This window comes from Humibacter ginsengisoli, assembly GCF_054780095.1.
This window is the reverse complement of record NZ_BAAGWZ010000007.1, coordinates 171,911-187,958: the sequence shown is the minus strand read 5'-3', so window position 1 is coordinate 187,958 and position 16,048 is coordinate 171,911. Positions and strand designations below refer to the sequence as shown.

The following is a 16,048-nucleotide window of genomic DNA, read 5'->3' as shown; positions in this document are numbered from 1 at the left end:
ATCCACCGGCGCGGGCTTCACGTGCGGGTGGCGAAAGCAACGGGTGGTGGCGTTGTCGTTTGGCCAGGGGTTGTCGGACGCCGTCGCAGGCTTCGCCGTCGGTGGTGGATCCATCCGGCTGATTTCGAGTGGAGTTCGATCGGGACGCGTTCGGGGTCGATTGAGGCCGGTGGGATCAGCAGATATCTCGTTCCGGTCGGTGGGGTGTCTCGTTCGATCTTCCAGCCCTTGTTGTGGAGCAGGAGGTGGTGGAAGCGGCAGAGCAGCACGCCGTCTGCGACGTCGGTGCGGCCGTGGTCTTTGTGCCAGGTGATGGTGTGGTGGGCTTCGCAGGCCCAGGCCGGGCTGTCGCATTCCGGCCAGACGCATCCGCCGTCGCGGGCGCGGAGTACGGTGCGTTGCTTGGAGGTGAAGAGTCGTTGTTCGCGGCCGAGATCGAGCGGGTTTCGGCAGCTGTCGATGATCAGCGGCTGGGAACCGGCGTCGCAGAGCCGACTCTCGACGACGGCCAGGGGTATCGCGTCGTCGCTTCCTTCGAGGTGGCCGATGCCGCCGATACCCGATGGTGAGTCCTCGTCCCCGGCGACGAGGACGCGCACCGCGGGCCGATGTGTGCGGAACGTCGTCGAGTCATCGCACTCGGCCCCGCATCGCAGGATGTCGAGCATGGTGTCGAACGCGAGTTGCTCGTTCGTGCGCGGGTCGTTGACCACAGTGTTCGCCCAGGCTCGCTCGGCTTCGGAGACGAATCGTGGACCACCGCGGCGCGGGCTCAGCGCAATGTCCAGCAACTGCGTCGCGAACACACCGGACTCATCGTCGAAGATCACATGGGCGGTCAGCTGGCCGTCGTTGTTGCGGCGCATAATCCAGGACCGCTTGTCGTAGCGCCTTTGCCAGCGTTCCTGCACGCCGGCGGGGTCGATCTCGTCGCGCATCCGGCGCGCTGTACGGAACAGTTCATCGACATGCGTCTTTCGTGCGTCGTGCACGAGTTCGGATGCCGCCGCCCGGAGCGTTTCGATGTCGCAGGTGCGACTCGGCTCACCCAGCCCGCGCACGATCGCGTCGCCTGCAGCGGGCGTGATGGTGCCTTCTTCGACGGCGGAGGTCACGGGACGACTCCAGGGGAGCACGGCGGGCTCCTTCGGCGCGTCCGAAGCATCATGGCCGTTTGCGCTCGCGCCTGCCCCAGGGCCGGAGCCGTCACCCGTCGGAGAATCGCCGCTCGAGCCGTCGTCTGCTGAGCCGGCGCCCGCCAGGCGAAGGAGCCGCTCTGCCGCGTCGGCCTCACCCATTGCCCCACCGAGCCGAACCTGGCGTGCGGCTTCGCCTCGGCTGGCGCCGGTTACCGACTGGACGAAGCGCACCGCGTTTCGATGCCCGTTCCGCTGCGCGAGTCCTGCCTGTCCTTGCGACCACTCGGATCGCTTCGCGGCGACCCCGGCGGCGACCGTGATGATCGTGTCGAACTCCGCGCGACCATGCGCGGCATCCGACATCAGCTGCGCGAGTGAGTCGTCATCCAGCGCCGTGACCTGCTGCACCAGCGAAGGCCGATTTGCATCGTTCTCTTCCCCGCCGGACTCTGACGTTCGACGCCCGTCCGCGGCGGAGCGCAGAAGAACGGAACACGCACGCTGCGTGGCTTCTTCCAGACGCTCCACCGTTGAGGACATGCGTCCATCCTACAGAACAAGATCGAACAGAGCAACGAGTGTGGACAACAGTCGGCCAGGATGAACTGTGGACGGAAAGTGCTGCAATAAGGGCGCTAACCGAAGAATAGACCGAAGCTATATTCGAAACTAGAGCGACATTCGCGATAGAGATGGTGTGATTGCCCGTGCGGCAACGTACTGGTTTGCTCTGGCACCGGCGAATTCGATCAGCGGCACTGCGCGTGAGGCCACGGTGCCAGAATGTCGCTCATGCGTATCGCTCTCACTGGTGGATCAGGCAAGCTCGGACGAACGGCGGTGCGCGTGCTTCGCGACGCCGGCCACGACGTCACGTCGTTCGATGTGACAGGCATCCGCGGCCCCGGTTTTCTCCAGGTGGATCTGACCGACTACGGCCAGGTGGTGGACGCGCTCGCCGGAGTGCACGAGGGCACGAGGCAGATCGGATACGACGCGATCGTGCACCTCGGCGCGATCCCGGCCCCCGGCATCCGCAGCGACGTCGCCACGTTCGAGAACAACATCCTGAGCACATATCACGTGTTCCAGGCGGCACGCACGCTCGGCATCCGCAACGTCGTCTACGCGTCGAGCGAGACCGTACTGGGCCTTCCGTTCGACGAGGATCCGCCCTACCTGCCGATCGACGAGGAGTATCCGGGACGTCCGGAGTCCACGTACTCGCTGGTCAAGCACCTCGAAGAGACGATGGCGCGACAGTTCACCCGGTGGGATCCGACGCTGAAGATCATCGCCCTGCGGTTCTCCAACGTGATGGACCCGGAGGACTACGCCGCCTTCCCCGAGTACGACGCCGACCCGAAGAACAGGCGCTGGAACGCGTGGGGCTACATAGACGCGCGCGACGGCTCGCAGGCCATCCTGAAGGCACTGGAATCACAGGCGCAAGGCTTCGACGTCTTCATCATCGCCGCGGCCGACACCGTGTCGAACCGACCCAACGCCGAGCTGGCCGCCGCGGAATTCGGTAGCGTTCCGGTCGCCCGGGATCTCGGCGAGCATGACACCCTGCTCTCGATCGACAAGGCGCGGCGCCTGCTCGGCTACGAGCCGCAGCACTCCTGGCGCGACTGAACTTGGGGTGCCGCCTTCCCGGCGGGGCTGTCCTGCCGGGTCAGCGGGAGCCCAACCCCAGCCGGTGCAGAGCCTGGCGGGCGATCCGAGCCGCCTCCGCTTCGCTCGCCGCTCCGCGCACGCCGAGCAGCCTCTGGCGATGACGCTCGCCGAGCAGCAGGGAGAACAGCGCAGACGCGAGCCCGCCGGCATCCGCGTGGCCATCTCCCACGATGTGCGCGCGCAACGCAGCGATGTGACGCGCGTCGGTGTGCTCGTAGAACGCTCGCGCGAGCTGGGGAAGCCGGGGTGCCTCGGCGATCACCAGCCGGTGCAATGCGACGAGCTCATCGGAGTGGATGCGGAACACGATCCTCGTCGCCAGTGACTGCAGGGTCTCGCCGACCGTGTCCGGGCCCTGGCTGATGCCTCCGGCGAGCGCGTCGACCATCGCGGCGAAGAGGCCCTCCTTGTCGCCGTAGTCCGTGTAGATGGTGCGCTTGGTGACACCGGAGGCCCGTGCCAGCTCATCGAGTGTCGCTCCCTGGTATCCGCGCTCGAGGAAGACGGGCAAGGAGCGCTGCAGCATCCGCTCGCGTCGCTCCTCCCGTTGCTCGGCGGTGGGACGCCCCCTGCGGTGCTGCGCGCTGCCGTCTGAGGCGGTGCTCTCCATGGTCATCCGCGCCCCCTGCGTCGCACTTCGGCGTATGATGTCGCCTGTAATGATACTCACCGGTGTCATTTACCACAGGCGTTCACGAAAGCGCCGGGAGGAGAACGATCGATGGCCGATCCGGCCCGGACGACACGCAGCGCGTCCGCACGCACCAAGACCACCACACGCAGCACCCGGTCCCGGTCGAGCGATTCCGGCTCGGCGAAGACCACTCAACGCCGTCCCAAGCTGGATGATGCGCGCCGGAAGCGCCTCACCGACTACTACCGCGACATGCTGCTGATCCGCCGGTTCGAGGAGAGGGCGCAGCGCGCCTACACCGAGGCTCTGATCGGCGGTTACTGCCACCTCAACCTGGGGGAGGAGGCCGCGATCGTCGGACTGCTCGGCGAGCTGAGCTCCGGCGACTACCTGTTCACGAACTACCGGGAGCACGGCTACGCGATCACCCGCGGCATCGACCCGCGCAAGGTGATGGCCGAGCTGTACGGCCGGGTCGACGGCGTCTCCAAGGGGTGGGGCGGTTCGATGCACATGTTCGACGTGACGCACCGGCTGCTTGGCGGCTACGGCATCGTCGGCGGCCAGTTGCCCATCGCCACCGGCGCGGCGCTCGCGCTCCAGTACCAAGGGCGGCCAGAGATCGTGATGTGCACCATGGGCGACGGCACGACGGCGACCGGAGCCTTCCACGAGTCGGTCAACCTGGCCGGACTGTGGGATCTGCCCATCGTCTACGTGATCATCAACAACGGCCTCGGCATGGGCACCGACGTCGAGCACTCCTCGGCGGAGCCGGAGCTGTACAAGCGCGGCGCCGCGTACCGCATCGAGTCCGCGCGTGTGGACGGCCTCGATCCCGTCGCGACGGCCGCGGCCGCGAAGCACGCTGTGGAGGTCGCGCGCGGCGGCCGTCCTTACCTGCTCGAGGTGATGACGGAGCGACTGCGCGGCCACTCCGTCGTCGACCCCGCGAAGTACCGCAACGCCGAAGAGGTGGAGGCGCTGAAGGAGCATGACCCGGTGCACACGTTCGCAGCGGAGTTGAAGAAGAATGGCGTGCTCGACGACGAGGCGATGAAGAAGATCGAGACGGATGTCATGGCCGTCGTCGACGACGCCGCCTCGTTCGCCGCATCGAGCCCGCAGCCCGATGCATCCACCCTGTTCGACTACACCTACGCCACCGAAGTGCCGAACGACTCCCGCCGATACCCCGGGCAGGCGCTCTACCCGGCGCTTCCCGTTCCGGCGCTCACGACCGGAGGCGTCGCATGACCGAGATGACCTACCGCCAGGCACTGCACGACACGCTGCGCGACGAGCTTCTTCGCGACGAGAACGTCATGCTGATGGGCGAGGAGATCGGCATCTTCGACGGGTCGTACAAGATCACCGCCGGCCTGCTGAAGGAGTTCGGGGCACGGCGCGTGCGCGACACCCCCATCTCCGAGGGCGGTTTCACCGGGGCGGCGATCGGCGCTGCCATGCTCGGTCTGCGCCCGGTCGTGGAGATCATGACCATCAACTTCTCGCTCCTCGCGCTGGACGAGATCGTGAACCACGCCGCCAAGATCCACGGAATGTTCGGCGGGCAGCTCAGCGTGCCCATGGTCATCCGCACCCCGGGCGGTGGCGGCCAGCAGCTCGGTGCATCCCACTCCCAGAACATCGAGCTCTACTACGCGTTCGTGCCCGGCATGAAGGTGGTCGCCCCATCGACGCCGGCCGACGCGAAAGCGCTTCTGCTGGCATCCATCCGCGACGACGACCCGGTGCTGTTCCTGGAGAACCTCGCGCTGTACAACACGAAGGGCGAGGTGCCCGACGATGTCGAACCGGCCACGATCGGCAAGGCGAAGGTCACCAGGGAGGGCAAGGACCTCACTCTGATCGGGTACTCGCGGATGGCCGTGGTCGCGCAGCAGGCGGCGGAACGCCTCGCGGAGACCGACGGCCTCGACATCGAGGTGATCGACCTGCGCAGCCTTCGGCCCCTGGACCGTGACACCATCATCGAGTCGGTGAAGAAGACCAACGCCGCTGTCATGCTCGAAGACGACTGGCTCACCTATGGCATCGGCGCGGAGATCGCCGCCTCGATCTCCGACGGAGCCTTCGACTACCTGGATGCCCCCGTGCGCCGCGTCGCGATGGCCGAGGTTCCCATGCCGTACGCGAAGCCGCTGGAGACCGCGGCCCTCCCGTCGTTCGACGATGTCGTGAATGCCATCCGCGAGACGCTCGACGCCGTGGGGCGCCGGCGCTGACCGTCGGCCAGATCAAGGAATCGACATGAAACAGATCACAATGCCGCGCCTCTCCGACACGATGGAGGAGGGCGCCATCTCCACCTGGCACAAGAACGTCGGGGATCACGTGGATGCCGGTGACGTGCTGGCCGAGATCGAGACCGACAAGGCCACGATGGAGTTCGAGGCGTACGAGGCCGGCGTGCTCACTGCGATCCTGGTGCCGGAGGGCGAGACGGTGACGATCGGAACGCCGATCGCCGAGCTCGACGGAACGCCCGGAGGTTCGGGCGACACCGGTGCCGCACCGAGCGCGGCGCAGACGACCACTCCGGAAGAGACGACCGCCGTGGCCGTGAAGCCGGTGAACGCGGAGACGCCGACGCAGCCGCCCGCTACCGGAACAACGGCCGCGGGCACCTCGTTCACCGAGGCCGTTCCCGCGTCGGGGCCGGCCGCGCCGGCTCCCGCAGGGTCGTCCGTTCCCGAGGTCCCGACCCCAGGTGCCTCCGGCGTGAACTCGCGGGAGCGGTTGCTCGCCTCGCCCGTGGTGCGCACCATCGCGAGGGAGCACGGCATCGACCTTCGCGCGGTGACGGGCTCCGGGCCCGGCGGGCGGATCATCCGAGCCGATGTCGAGAACTTGATAGGCGCACCGACGCCGGGTCTGCCTGCCGCTGAGGGAGCGACCGCTCCGGTGGCGCCGCCCGACGCGGTAACCGCTCCGGCTGTGCCGGCATCGCAGGGTGCGCCTTCGTCGCTGGACGAGCGCCGCGGCACCGAGCAGGTGCCGATGGACTCGGTGCGCCGGGTGATCGCGCGGCGTCTCGCGGAGAGCGCCCGGAGCATCCCGCACTTCGCCGTCACGGCGGTCGCGGGTGCCGAAGAGCTGATGACCATGCGCGCCACGCTCAACGAGCGCCTCGTGGCAGCAGGCCGGCAGAAGATCAGCGTCAACGACCTGCTCGTGCGGGCCGCTGCGCTCGCGCTGCGCGAGCATCCACTGGTCAATGCGAGCTACCCGGGCGACGACTCCACCGCCATACAGGTGCACCACCGCATCAACATCGGGATCGCCGTCGCCTCCGATCACGGGCTTGTCGTGCCCGTCATCGACGATGCCGACACGAAGTCGGTCGGGCGACTGGCAGAGGAGTCGAAGCGGCTGGTGAAGCTTGCACAGGACCGCAAGCTCACGCCGGCGCAGATGAGCGGCGGAACGTTCACCATCAGCAACCTCGGCATGTACGGGGTGGAGGAGTTCACCGCGATCATCAACCCGCCGGAGGGCGCCATCCTCTCGGTCGGCGGCACGAAGGTGGAGCCGGCCGTGGTCGACGGGCAGATCGTGCCCCGGCATCGCATGCGCTACACGCTGAACAGCGACCACCGGATCATCGACGGCGCTCTCGCCGCCCAGTGGCTGCAGACCTTCACGCGGCTCATCGAGGATCCCTGGACGATCCTCGCCTGACGGAGCACGTCGGATGCTCGGAGCCGGGCCGGTCGACTGTGCCGGCTCCGAGCTGGGCCGGTTCGTCGCCGACGGGTGCGTCCCGCAGCGCACGGGATCAGAACTCGTTCAGCCGGTGCAGCAGCCGCGCGAACAGGCGCAGCTCCTCGACATCCCAACCCGAAAGGCCCGAGCGCAGCTCCTCGCGATTGCGCTCGAAGAGCTGCTTCAGCCGCTTCTGCGCCTCGTCGGTGAGCGCGAAATAGGTGGCGCGACGATCGGCGGGGTCCTGCTCGCGGCGAAGCAGTCCCAGCTGCTCCAGCTGCGACGCTTGACGGCTCACGAGGCTCTTGTCGGCATAGAGCACCTCGGCCAGCGCGCCGGCGTGCATCGGCCCGGATCGCGAGAGCGTCGTGAGCATGAGGTAGCCGGCGGGCTGGATCTCCGGATGCAGCTGAAGCGCCTGCGCCCGCATGCGGTTGCGCAGCTTCACGAAGAGCGTGCTGAACTCCCGCTCGACCGACTCGATCGCGCCGTCGAGTCCGGCGCCGGGACTGCTGCCTGCGGTCCCGCCACCGGCGGCGCGATCGCTCTCGGTCATGGTGGGCATCATATCCAGGCGATCTCTCGCTACTGATCCGAGCGGATGCCTGAGGCCGCGTCGGATCCGTCGTGCGCGGCGCGCGGGGTGTGCGCGATCGCATCCACCGCCTCCAGCGACTGCCCGCCGATCAGGGCATCGGCGTCGTCGATCAACTCGACGGCGGCGGTAGCGAACGCACCAACGCGCGGAACGGAAGTGGCGGCATCCTCATCGTGCTGACGCTCGATCGTGGTCTTCGTGCCGAGCTTGTTGTTCGGCAGCAGGCACACCGCGACGAGCGTGATGACGGCGAGGGGTACGGCGATCAGGAACACGAACGCAACGGACTGGCCGTACGCAGACTCCACGATCACCCGCACGCTCTGCGGCAGCGAGGAGACGTTCGGGATCGTGCCGCTCTGCAGCGACTTGGCGAGCGCGGCACCCGCGGGACCGAGCTTCATGATCGCCGACGTCAGCTCCTGCGACTTGTCGGCGAGGTGGTTCGCGACCTGGGTGCCGAGCACCGATCCGAGCACCGAGACGCCCGCCGTGCCGCCGAGGCTGCGGAAGAACGTGACCGCAGCGCTCGCGGCTCCCATCTCGGCCGGCGCGACCACGTTCTGCACGATGAGCACGAGATTCTGCATCACCATGCCGACGCCCGCACCGAGCACGAACATGTAGATGGACAGCACCACGTAGTTGGTGTCGTAGTCGATGGTGCCCATGAGCACGAGCCCGGCGATGAGCAGGATGCTGCCGACCACCATGTACGACTTCCACTTGCCGGTTCGGCTGATGATCTGGCCGATCACGACCGACGACACGAGCAGGCCGACGATCATCGGCAGCGTGAGCAGGCCGGACTGCGTCGGCGTGGCGCCGCGCGCCAGCTGCATGTACTGGCCGAGGAACACCGAGGTGCCGAACATGGCCACACCGACCGAGATGCTGGCGATCGCCGAGAACGTGAACGTGCGGTTCTTGAAAAGCCGCAGCGGGATGACCGGCTCCTTCACCTTGAGCTCCACGAGCACGGCGGTGATGAGTGCGACGGCCGCTGCGGCGACCATCCAGAAGCTGGTGGCGGATGCCCACTCGAACTGGCCGCTCTGCCCGGCCAGCGAGACCCAGATCAGCAGGATCGAGACGCCGGCGGCGATCAGCACGGCACCGAGGTAGTCGATCGACACCTTCTGCTTCGGCTTCTTCGGCAGGTGCAGCGTGGTCTGCAGCAGGATGATCGCGAGGATCGCGAACGGAACTCCGATGTAGAAGTTCCAGCGCCAGCCGACCGAGTCGGTGAGCACGCCGCCGATCAGCGGGCCGCCCACAGTTCCGACCGCCATGATGGCGCCGAAGACGCCCATGTACTTTCCGCGCTCGCGTGGGCTGATGATGTCGGCCATGATCACCTGGCTGAGCGCCGTGAGACCGCCTGCACCGACGCCCTGCAGCACGCGGAATCCGATCAGCATGCTGGTGTCCTGCGAGAACCCGGCGAGCGCTGAGCCGATCACGAAGATGGCGAGCGAGAGCTGGATGAGCAGCTTGCGGTTGAACAGGTCGGCCAGCTTGCCCCAGATGGGCGTGGTGACGGTCGTGGCCAGCAGCGTGGCGACGACGACCCAGGTGTAGGCGGTCTGGTCGCCCTTCAGGTCGGCGATGATCTTCGGCAGCGAGGTCGAGACGACGGTTCCGGCCAGGATCGACACGAACATGCCGAGCAGCAGACCGGAGAGCGCCTCGAGTACCTGCCGATGCGACATCTTGGCGGGACCGGATGCCTGCGACTCCGGCTCCGTCTTCGTGGCGGCGTGCGTCATGGAACTCCTTGCGATGGGAACGGACTAGTTCACATTAGTCAACTAATGAGTTTTGTCAACTATTCCGCGTCGTCCGGCGATTTGGGCATCCGTGGCGCATCGCGTAGGCTTGATGAAGCCCAAGACCGCCGGTCATCGGCGTGCTCGCACGTCGATCGAAGGTTCTCGAACGATCAGCAGATCGGATCGAGACGGCCCGCGCAGGCGAGATCGAGACGAAGTCCGCTTCAGTGCGGGCATCCGACACGCTCCGTGCCTGCGCATGGAGCTTTTTTCTTTCTCCGGCCGGTCCGAAGGCGGCGCGCAGCATCCGCCGCGCGTCTCGTAGGTAAGAGGAGTGGCCATGGCGAACAAGGAAGCCACGGTTGCCGAGCTCGAGGAGAAGTTCAAGAGCTCGACCGCCGTTCTGCTGACCGAGTATCGCGGTCTGTCTGTTGCGAAGCTTCGTGAGCTTCGCAGGTCCATCAGCGCAGACGCGACCTACGCCGTGGTGAAGAACACGCTGACCAAGATCGCGGCGAACAACGCCGGCATCTCGGCGTTCGACGACGAGCTCGCCGGACCGTCCGCGATCGCCTTCGTGCACGGTGACCCCGTGAACGTCGCCAAGGGTCTGCGTGACTTCGCCAAGGCGAACCCTCTTCTCGTGGTCAAGGGCGGCTATTTCGATGGCAGTGCCCTTTCCGCCGAAGAGGTAGGCAAGCTCGCCGACCTCGAGTCCCGTGAGGTGCTGCTGGCCAAGCTGGCCGGTGCCTTCAAGGCCTCGCTGTTCGGAGCCGCATATCTGTTCAACGCACCGCTGTCGAAGGCCGTTCGCACGGTCGACGCGTTGCGCGAGAAGCAGGAGTCCGCAGCGTAGGCATCCGCTCGCCCTTCGGGGTGAAGGATGCTCGCCGCGGTGAGTACACGAAAAAACCAAGGAGAAGAAAATGGCTGCAAAGCTGTCCACCGAGGAGCTGCTCGAGCAGTTCAAGGGTCTGACGCTCATCGAGCTGTCGGAGTTCGTCAAGGCGTTCGAGGAGACCTTCGAGGTCACCGCCGCTGCGCCCGTCGCCGTTGCTGCCCCGGCCGCCGGTGGCGCCGGTGCCGCTGCCGAAGAGGTTGAGGAGAAGGACTCCTTCGACGTCGTCCTCGAGGCTGCCGGTGAGAAGAAGATCCAGGTCATCAAGGTCGTGCGTGAGCTGACCTCCCTCGGTCTCGGCGAGGCGAAGGCCGTCGTCGACGGTGCTCCGAAGGCCGTGCTCGAGGGCGCGAACAAGGAGACCGCTGACAAGGCGAAGGCCGCTCTCGAAGAGGCCGGCGCGACCGTCACGCTCAAGTAGTACCTGCCCCGCTAGGGGCCGCAGGTTCTCAGAACCGCAGAAGGGCGTCATCCCTGTTCGGGATGGCGCCCTTCGTTGTGCTCGCTCGGTGCACCGACACTAGGCGTATGCGCTGACACTAGCCGTGATGCACGTAGCGTCAGCGCATACACGTAGTCTCGCCGGGAGGGAGGCATGACTTGAAATACATAGCCTGGCTATATATGATTGTTTCATGCTTACCGAACCGATCTCCCTTCAGCTCAGGGATGAGACGGGCAGCGAAGCCGAACTGCGATACCTTCTCAGCGATTTCGTGCAACTCTCCGGCCGTGTGACCCGCCTCGCCCACCGACTCTCCGGTGGCCCGGAGGGTCCGGCCACCTGGCGCACGCTCGCGGTGCTTCAGCAGTCCGGGCCGATGCGCCTCGGCGAACTCGCCGCAGCCAGCCAGGTCGCGCAGCCGACGATGACCAAGATCGTCGCCGGCCTCGTCGAGCGCGAGTGGGTGAAGCGGATCGCGGATGCCGACGACGCCAGAGCATGGCAGATCGGCATCTCGGCGAAGGGCATCATCCAGCTGACCGAGTGGCGCAACACGCTCGCGACCGCCCTGCTCCCGTACTTCCAAGACCTCACCGACGACGACCGTCGCGTTGTGCAGCACGCGCTGGAGCTCGTGCTTCCGCGCATCGCGCAGGTGTCCACATCGACGGAATCACCCTCACGAAAGACGAACGACTGAGCCCGATGACGCAGACCGACATCCCTTCCGATACCAACTCCATCCCGACGCCCCGCACCGCGCACAGCACGGGGCACAGCGGCGCAGAGCACTCGGGCGGTGCGAGCATCCTGAAGCAGCCGATGGCCGTCTGGGCTGTCGCGTTCGCGTGCGTCGTCTCGTTCATGGGCATCGGCCTGGTCGACCCGATCCTCCCGGCGATCGCGGCCAGCCTGAAGGCCACCGCGGCGCAGACGGAGCTGCTCTTCACCACCTACCTGCTGATCACCGGTGCGGCCATGTTCTTCACGAGCTGGCTCTCCACGCGTATCGGCACGAAGAAGACGCTGCTCATCGGGCTCGCCGTCATCGTCGTGTTCGCAGCCCTCGCCGGCGCCAGCGGGTCGGTGTGGGAGATCATCGGATTCCGTGCAGGCTGGGGCCTCGGGAACGCTCTCTTCATCTCGACCGCATTGGCGGCCATCGTCGGCGCGGCGTCCGGGGGAGCGTCGCAGGCGATCATCCTGTACGAGGCGGCACTCGGCCTGGGGATGGCGCTCGGCCCGCTCGTGGGCGGACTGCTCGGAAACGTGTCGTGGCGCGGACCGTTCTTCGGCACAGCCACGCTGATGGCGGTCGGTTTCCTCGCCATAGTCACCATGCTGCGCGCCCGCGACGAGAAGAAGCCGGTGCCGACCAAGCTCACCGCGCCGTTCCGCGGGCTGGCGAGGCCGGGCCTCGGCGTCATGGCCGCCGCAGCGCTGTTCTACAACATGGGCTTCTTCGTGCTGCTGGCCTACACGCCATTCGCTCTCGCAGACCTCGGACTGGATGCCGCAATCCCGCTCGGACTCATCTTCACCGGCTGGGGTATCTGCCTGGCGATCGCGTCGGTGTGGCTCGCACCCGCACTCACGAACCGGATGCGCCGCACGACCGTGCTGACCATTGTCATCCCGCTGCTCGCGATCGACCTGCTCCTCGTCGCCCTCTTCGTGAAGTCGATCGTCGCGATCATCGTGCTCGTCATCGTCGGCGGCATCTTCCTGGGCATCCTGAACACGGTGCTGACGGAGTGCTCGATGGAGGCGACGGATCTGCCCAGGCCCGTTGCGTCGTCGGCCTACTCGGGGGTTCGGTTCATCGGCGGTGCGATCGCCCCGCCGGTGGCCGCTGCCCTCGGCAACGCGTTCGGTGCCGCCGTGCCGTTCCTGTTCGGTGCCGTGGTGCTCGTGATCTCGACGTTCATCATCATGTTCGGACGCCGCGCGCTGCGTCGTGCGGACGGCGCGGTCGAAGGCGCTGAGCAGGAGGCGGAGGCGATCGGTATCGGCGACGCCGACTGAGCTGGCCTGCTGATTCGTGGCGACGCGCCAACCGCGTGACACGGTCGACCGGAAACCCGACGATGCGCCGGACCTATCAACTCGATACGTCCGGCGCATCGAGTGATTTCCGGCACACCGTACGCTCGGGTCGGCAGCTATGCCGCGGGTGGCGATGCCGGGGCGAGTCGAGGCTCCGACGTCGAGGTGACAGCCGGCGCCGCCGGCGTCGACTCCGCAGGAGCAGCGGTGCTGCCGCGCACGACCAGGTGCACGGGCATCCGCACCGAACGCTTGGGTGCGCTGTTCGTTCGCAGCTCCTCGAGCAGCATCCTGGCGGCAAGCGCACCCTGCTCGAACGGGTTCTGCGCCACCGTGGTGAGCTCGAACGGCGCGGCCAGCCGGTGGTCGTCGATGCCGATGATCGAGAGATCGCCGGGAACCTGCAGCCCGGCGCTTCTGGCCGCCACCATCGCCCCGATGGCCATCTCGTCCGAGTCGGCGAAGACCGCCGTCGGCCGCGGACCCGGGCGCTCGAGAAGTTCAGCCACGGCACCCCTGGCGGTTGCGAGGTCGAATGCTCCGTGCACGGTCCAGTCCGGGCGGTTCGGCAGCCCATGGGCGGCGAGGGCTTCCTGGAATCCGCGCCGGCGCTGTTCCGGCGCATCCTTCGTGTATCCGGGTATCACGTCGCCGGCGACATGGGCGATGTCGGTGTGACCCAGGCCGATGAGGTGCTCGGTCGCCATGCGGGCCGCACCGAGCTGGTCGATGGCGACGTGTCGAAGACCCCGCACGGCACCGCCCACGATCATGGTCGGATGCCCCGTGGATGCCAGATGCCGGCGCTCCTCGGCACTGAAGTCGATGCAGAGCGCGATGAGGGCATCCGTTCGCTTGCGCAGGATGCTGCGGTCGAAGACCCGCTCCCGCCCGCCGTGGCGATCCCCGAGATTGAACAGGATGAGGTCGTAGCCCGCCCGCCGCAGCACGGCGTCGACACCCTCGAGCACGGTCGAGTAGAACCAGAGGTCGAGCGTGGGAACGACGACGCCCATCGCCATCGTCCGGCCGGACGCCAGACCCGCGGCGCTCGACGACGGTACATATCCGAGGTCGGCCGCAGCCTGCCGCACGAGCGCGCGGGTCGTCTCTGACACGTTCGGCAGCCCGCGAAGGGCGCGCGAAACCGTCGCCGTCGACACGCCCGTCGCTCTCGCCACATCGTTGATGCTGCTGGACGCGGGCAGCGGACGCGGGAGCGAGGCATCCATTCGATCAGCCCTTGACGGCCCCGGAGGTGAGGCCGGACACGACGGACTTGCGGAACACGAGCACGAGGATGGCGATGGGCACGACGGCGACGGCGCTCGCGGCGAAGATCGCCCCGTACGGCGTCACATGCGCGTTGCCGAACAGGGCGATGCCGACCGGGATGGTGCGGAAGGCATCGGCGCTGTTGAACGACAGCGCCATCAGGAACTCGGTCCAGCAGGCGGTGAACGCGAAGATGCCCGCCGTGAACAGGCCAGGCAACGCCATCGGCAGCACGATCGACCAGACCGTGCGGATCGGTGACGCCCCGTCGATGCGGGCCGACTCCTCCATGCTCTTCGGCACGCCGATGAAGTAGTTGCGCAGGATCCAGATCGCGAACGGCAGGTTGATCGCCGCGTAGGGCACGAACAGCGCCTGATAGCTGTCGAGCCAGCCGATGTCGCGCATCAGCAGATACAACGGCGCGATGAGCGCGATCGCCGGGAAGACCGAGAGCACCAGGAGCGACACCATGATCGGGAACCTGCCGCGCATCGGCAGACGGCCGAGGGCGTACCCGGCGAGGGTGCCGAGCACGAGCACGATCACGGTCGCGATCACCGAGACGATGACCGAGTTGAGGATGTAGTGGGCGAATCCGTGGTCGACGAAGGCGATCGCGTAGTTCTCGACGCTGGGCGGCGTCGGGAACCACTGCGGCGGCTGCGACGAGACGCCGGCCGTCGTCTTGAAGCTGGCGGCGAGCATCCAGTAGATGGGCGCCATCACGAAGAGGACGATGATGGCGGAGCTGATGGCCAGGCCCCAGCGGGCGCCGAGCGAACGTTTGCGCATGTCAGTCTCCCTCGTTCTCGCTGACCTGTGATCGGAACACCTTGAGGAAGACGAGACAGCCGATCACCACCAGTGCCGCCGTCGTCACGGCGACGGCGGCGCCAGGACCGAACTTCAGGTCGGTGAACATCACCTGGTAGCCGAGCATGGCCAGCGAGGTCGTCGAGTTCTGCGGGCCGCCTCCGGTGAGCACGAACGGAAGATCGAACACCCCGAACGCCTGAAGGATGCGGAACAGCACCGCCAGCGCGATCGTCGGTCGCAGAAGCGGCAGCGTCACGCGCCAGAACGTCTTCCACCCGTTCGAGCCATCCATCTCGGCGGCCTCGAACACGTCTTTCGGCAGCATCACGAGGCCGGCGAGCACGATGATCGCCACGAACGGGGTGGTCTTCCAGATATCGGCGATCATCATCGCGATGATCGCGGAGGCCGGCGAGCCGAGGATGACGGGCGAGCCGAGCCCGAGAGCGTGGAAGATGGCATCCGCCGCACCGTAGGTGGGGTCGTAGATGTAGTCCCACAACGTCGCGGAGATGACGGTGATCAGCGACCACGGCACCAGAAGCATGGCCATCATCCAGCCTCGCGCCGCGCCCAGCTTCTCGAGGACGAGCGCGATGAGCGTGCCGAGCACGAGCTCCACGATCACGGTGACGATGGTGTAACCGACCGTGAAGAGCAGTGCGTACTGCCACAACGGGCTGGTGAAGACGATGCCGTAGTTCGACAGCGTGAAGCCGTCGATCTGGAAGCCGCTGCCCAGAACATTGACATTGCCGAGGCTCATCACGACCGAGAACACGACAGGGAAGAGCGTGACAGCGGCGATGAGGATCAGCGCCGGAGCGGAGAAGCCCCAGCCGATGCGCGCCATGAGGCGCCGGTATGCGCCCTTGTGGCGCAACTCGGGCGGCAGCGCAGTGCGTAGCGGTGCGTCCGTACTCGTGGTTGACATGGTCGAGTCCTCCTTGGCTCGCCGGTGCCGCTCGTCAGGCTTCGTGCTCTGTGGCCGCCGCGCTCAGCACGGCGGCCAC

15 protein-coding genes are annotated in these 16,048 nt (G+C 66.9%); 8 read left to right on the top strand and 7 right to left on the bottom strand.

What is annotated here, in order from left to right:
- Nucleotides 1-17: 17 nt before the first annotated feature.
- Nucleotides 18-1,679 (bottom strand): HNH endonuclease signature motif containing protein, encoded by a 1,662-nt coding sequence (locus ACYVI5_RS13910; protein ID WP_460580723.1) that lies wholly within the window; start codon nt 1,677-1,679, stop codon nt 18-20.
- 252 nt (nt 1,680-1,931) lie between these two features.
- Between ACYVI5_RS13910 and ACYVI5_RS13905 the strand changes: the two genes are divergently transcribed.
- Nucleotides 1,932-2,777, top strand: coding sequence for an NAD-dependent epimerase/dehydratase family protein (locus tag ACYVI5_RS13905; protein ID WP_460580722.1), 846 nt, complete (start codon nt 1,932-1,934; stop codon nt 2,775-2,777).
- A gap of 40 nt (nt 2,778-2,817) precedes the next feature.
- Here ACYVI5_RS13905 and ACYVI5_RS13900 read toward each other — a convergent pair whose 3' ends face one another.
- A complete protein-coding gene (locus ACYVI5_RS13900) occupies nt 2,818-3,435 on the bottom strand; it encodes a TetR/AcrR family transcriptional regulator (protein WP_460580721.1) in 618 nt (205 codons plus the stop codon).
- 105 nt (nt 3,436-3,540) lie between these two features.
- On the opposite strand from ACYVI5_RS13900, the gene pdhA reads away from it, so the two are divergent.
- Genes pdhA through ACYVI5_RS13885 form a run of 3 tightly spaced genes read left to right on the top strand, consistent with a single transcriptional unit; the run spans nt 3,541 to nt 7,158 of the window.
- Nucleotides 3,541-4,710 carry a thiamine pyrophosphate-dependent enzyme gene (gene pdhA / locus ACYVI5_RS13895; protein WP_460534319.1) on the top strand — a complete coding sequence of 390 codons (1,170 nt, stop codon included), beginning with the start codon at nt 3,541-3,543 and terminating at the stop codon, nt 4,708-4,710.
- Nucleotides 4,707-5,702 carry an alpha-ketoacid dehydrogenase subunit beta gene (locus ACYVI5_RS13890; RefSeq protein WP_460580720.1) on the top strand — a complete coding sequence of 332 codons (996 nt, stop codon included), beginning with the start codon at nt 4,707-4,709 and terminating at the stop codon, nt 5,700-5,702. The genes pdhA and ACYVI5_RS13890 overlap by 4 nt, the downstream gene beginning before the upstream one ends.
- Before the next feature lie 25 nt (nt 5,703-5,727).
- Nucleotides 5,728-7,158, top strand: coding sequence for a dihydrolipoamide acetyltransferase family protein (locus ACYVI5_RS13885; RefSeq protein WP_460580719.1), 1,431 nt, complete (start codon nt 5,728-5,730; stop codon nt 7,156-7,158).
- 97 nt (nt 7,159-7,255) lie between these two features.
- On the opposite strand, the gene ACYVI5_RS13880 is transcribed toward ACYVI5_RS13885, so the two are convergent.
- Both ACYVI5_RS13880 and ACYVI5_RS13875 read right to left on the bottom strand, forming a co-directional pair.
- Complete coding sequence (locus ACYVI5_RS13880) at nt 7,256-7,738, bottom strand: MarR family winged helix-turn-helix transcriptional regulator (RefSeq protein WP_460534313.1); 483 nt, start codon at nt 7,736-7,738, stop codon at nt 7,256-7,258.
- A 29-nt stretch (nt 7,739-7,767) separates the two neighbouring features.
- Nucleotides 7,768-9,549: an MDR family MFS transporter gene (locus tag ACYVI5_RS13875; RefSeq protein ID WP_460580718.1), complete on the bottom strand. Its 1,782-nt coding sequence runs from the start codon at nt 9,547-9,549 to the stop codon at nt 7,768-7,770.
- 343 nt (nt 9,550-9,892) lie between these two features.
- On the opposite strand from ACYVI5_RS13875, the gene rplJ reads away from it, so the two are divergent.
- From rplJ to ACYVI5_RS13855, 4 genes are all read left to right on the top strand, one after another.
- Complete coding sequence (gene rplJ / locus ACYVI5_RS13870; RefSeq protein WP_460534309.1) at nt 9,893-10,408, top strand: 50S ribosomal protein L10; 516 nt, start codon at nt 9,893-9,895, stop codon at nt 10,406-10,408.
- Between the two features lie 70 nt (nt 10,409-10,478).
- Nucleotides 10,479-10,871: a 50S ribosomal protein L7/L12 gene (rplL, locus tag ACYVI5_RS13865; protein ID WP_440294071.1), complete on the top strand. Its 393-nt coding sequence runs from the start codon at nt 10,479-10,481 to the stop codon at nt 10,869-10,871.
- Between the two features lie 214 nt (nt 10,872-11,085).
- Complete coding sequence (locus ACYVI5_RS13860; RefSeq protein WP_460580717.1) at nt 11,086-11,595, top strand: MarR family winged helix-turn-helix transcriptional regulator; 510 nt, start codon at nt 11,086-11,088, stop codon at nt 11,593-11,595.
- Between the two features lie 122 nt (nt 11,596-11,717).
- Complete coding sequence (locus tag ACYVI5_RS13855) at nt 11,718-12,920, top strand: MFS transporter (RefSeq protein WP_460580753.1); 1,203 nt, start codon at nt 11,718-11,720, stop codon at nt 12,918-12,920.
- A 137-nt stretch (nt 12,921-13,057) separates the two neighbouring features.
- On the opposite strand, the gene ACYVI5_RS13850 is transcribed toward ACYVI5_RS13855, so the two are convergent.
- Genes ACYVI5_RS13850 through ACYVI5_RS13840 form a run of 3 tightly spaced genes read right to left on the bottom strand, consistent with a single transcriptional unit; the run spans nt 13,058 to nt 15,969 of the window.
- Nucleotides 13,058-14,173 (bottom strand): LacI family DNA-binding transcriptional regulator, encoded by a 1,116-nt coding sequence (locus ACYVI5_RS13850; RefSeq protein ID WP_460580716.1) that lies wholly within the window; start codon nt 14,171-14,173, stop codon nt 13,058-13,060.
- Nucleotides 14,174-14,177: 4 nt separating this feature from the next.
- Nucleotides 14,178-15,011, bottom strand: a complete 834-nt coding sequence (locus ACYVI5_RS13845; protein WP_460534303.1) for a carbohydrate ABC transporter permease — start codon at nt 15,009-15,011, stop codon at nt 14,178-14,180.
- A 1-nt stretch (nt 15,012) separates the two neighbouring features.
- A complete protein-coding gene (locus ACYVI5_RS13840) occupies nt 15,013-15,969 on the bottom strand; it encodes a carbohydrate ABC transporter permease (RefSeq protein ID WP_460580715.1) in 957 nt (318 codons plus the stop codon).
- Nucleotides 15,970-16,048 lie beyond the last annotated feature (79 nt).

What these genes read in the sequence shown, in the direction of transcription:
- ACYVI5_RS13910 (WP_460580723.1), bottom strand. Translation starts at nt 1,679, where the DNA reads ATGTCCTCAACGGTGGAGCGTCTGGAAGAAGCCACGCAGCGTGCGTGT.
- ACYVI5_RS13905 (WP_460580722.1), top strand. Translation starts at nt 1,932, where the DNA reads ATGCGTATCGCTCTCACTGGTGGATCAGGCAAGCTCGGACGAACGGCG.
- ACYVI5_RS13900 (WP_460580721.1), bottom strand. Translation starts at nt 3,435, where the DNA reads ATGACCATGGAGAGCACCGCCTCAGACGGCAGCGCGCAGCACCGCAGG.
- pdhA (WP_460534319.1), top strand. Translation starts at nt 3,541, where the DNA reads ATGGCCGATCCGGCCCGGACGACACGCAGCGCGTCCGCACGCACCAAG.
- ACYVI5_RS13890 (WP_460580720.1), top strand. Translation starts at nt 4,707, where the DNA reads ATGACCGAGATGACCTACCGCCAGGCACTGCACGACACGCTGCGCGAC.
- ACYVI5_RS13885 (WP_460580719.1), top strand. Translation starts at nt 5,728, where the DNA reads ATGAAACAGATCACAATGCCGCGCCTCTCCGACACGATGGAGGAGGGC.
- ACYVI5_RS13880 (WP_460534313.1), bottom strand. Translation starts at nt 7,738, where the DNA reads ATGACCGAGAGCGATCGCGCCGCCGGTGGCGGGACCGCAGGCAGCAGT.
- ACYVI5_RS13875 (WP_460580718.1), bottom strand. Translation starts at nt 9,549, where the DNA reads ATGACGCACGCCGCCACGAAGACGGAGCCGGAGTCGCAGGCATCCGGT.
- rplJ (WP_460534309.1), top strand. Translation starts at nt 9,893, where the DNA reads ATGGCGAACAAGGAAGCCACGGTTGCCGAGCTCGAGGAGAAGTTCAAG.
- rplL (WP_440294071.1), top strand. Translation starts at nt 10,479, where the DNA reads ATGGCTGCAAAGCTGTCCACCGAGGAGCTGCTCGAGCAGTTCAAGGGT.
- ACYVI5_RS13860 (WP_460580717.1), top strand. Translation starts at nt 11,086, where the DNA reads ATGCTTACCGAACCGATCTCCCTTCAGCTCAGGGATGAGACGGGCAGC.
- ACYVI5_RS13855 (WP_460580753.1), top strand. Translation starts at nt 11,718, where the DNA reads ATGGCCGTCTGGGCTGTCGCGTTCGCGTGCGTCGTCTCGTTCATGGGC.
- ACYVI5_RS13850 (WP_460580716.1), bottom strand. Translation starts at nt 14,173, where the DNA reads ATGGATGCCTCGCTCCCGCGTCCGCTGCCCGCGTCCAGCAGCATCAAC.
- ACYVI5_RS13845 (WP_460534303.1), bottom strand. Translation starts at nt 15,011, where the DNA reads ATGCGCAAACGTTCGCTCGGCGCCCGCTGGGGCCTGGCCATCAGCTCC.
- ACYVI5_RS13840 (WP_460580715.1), bottom strand. Translation starts at nt 15,969, where the DNA reads ATGTCAACCACGAGTACGGACGCACCGCTACGCACTGCGCTGCCGCCC.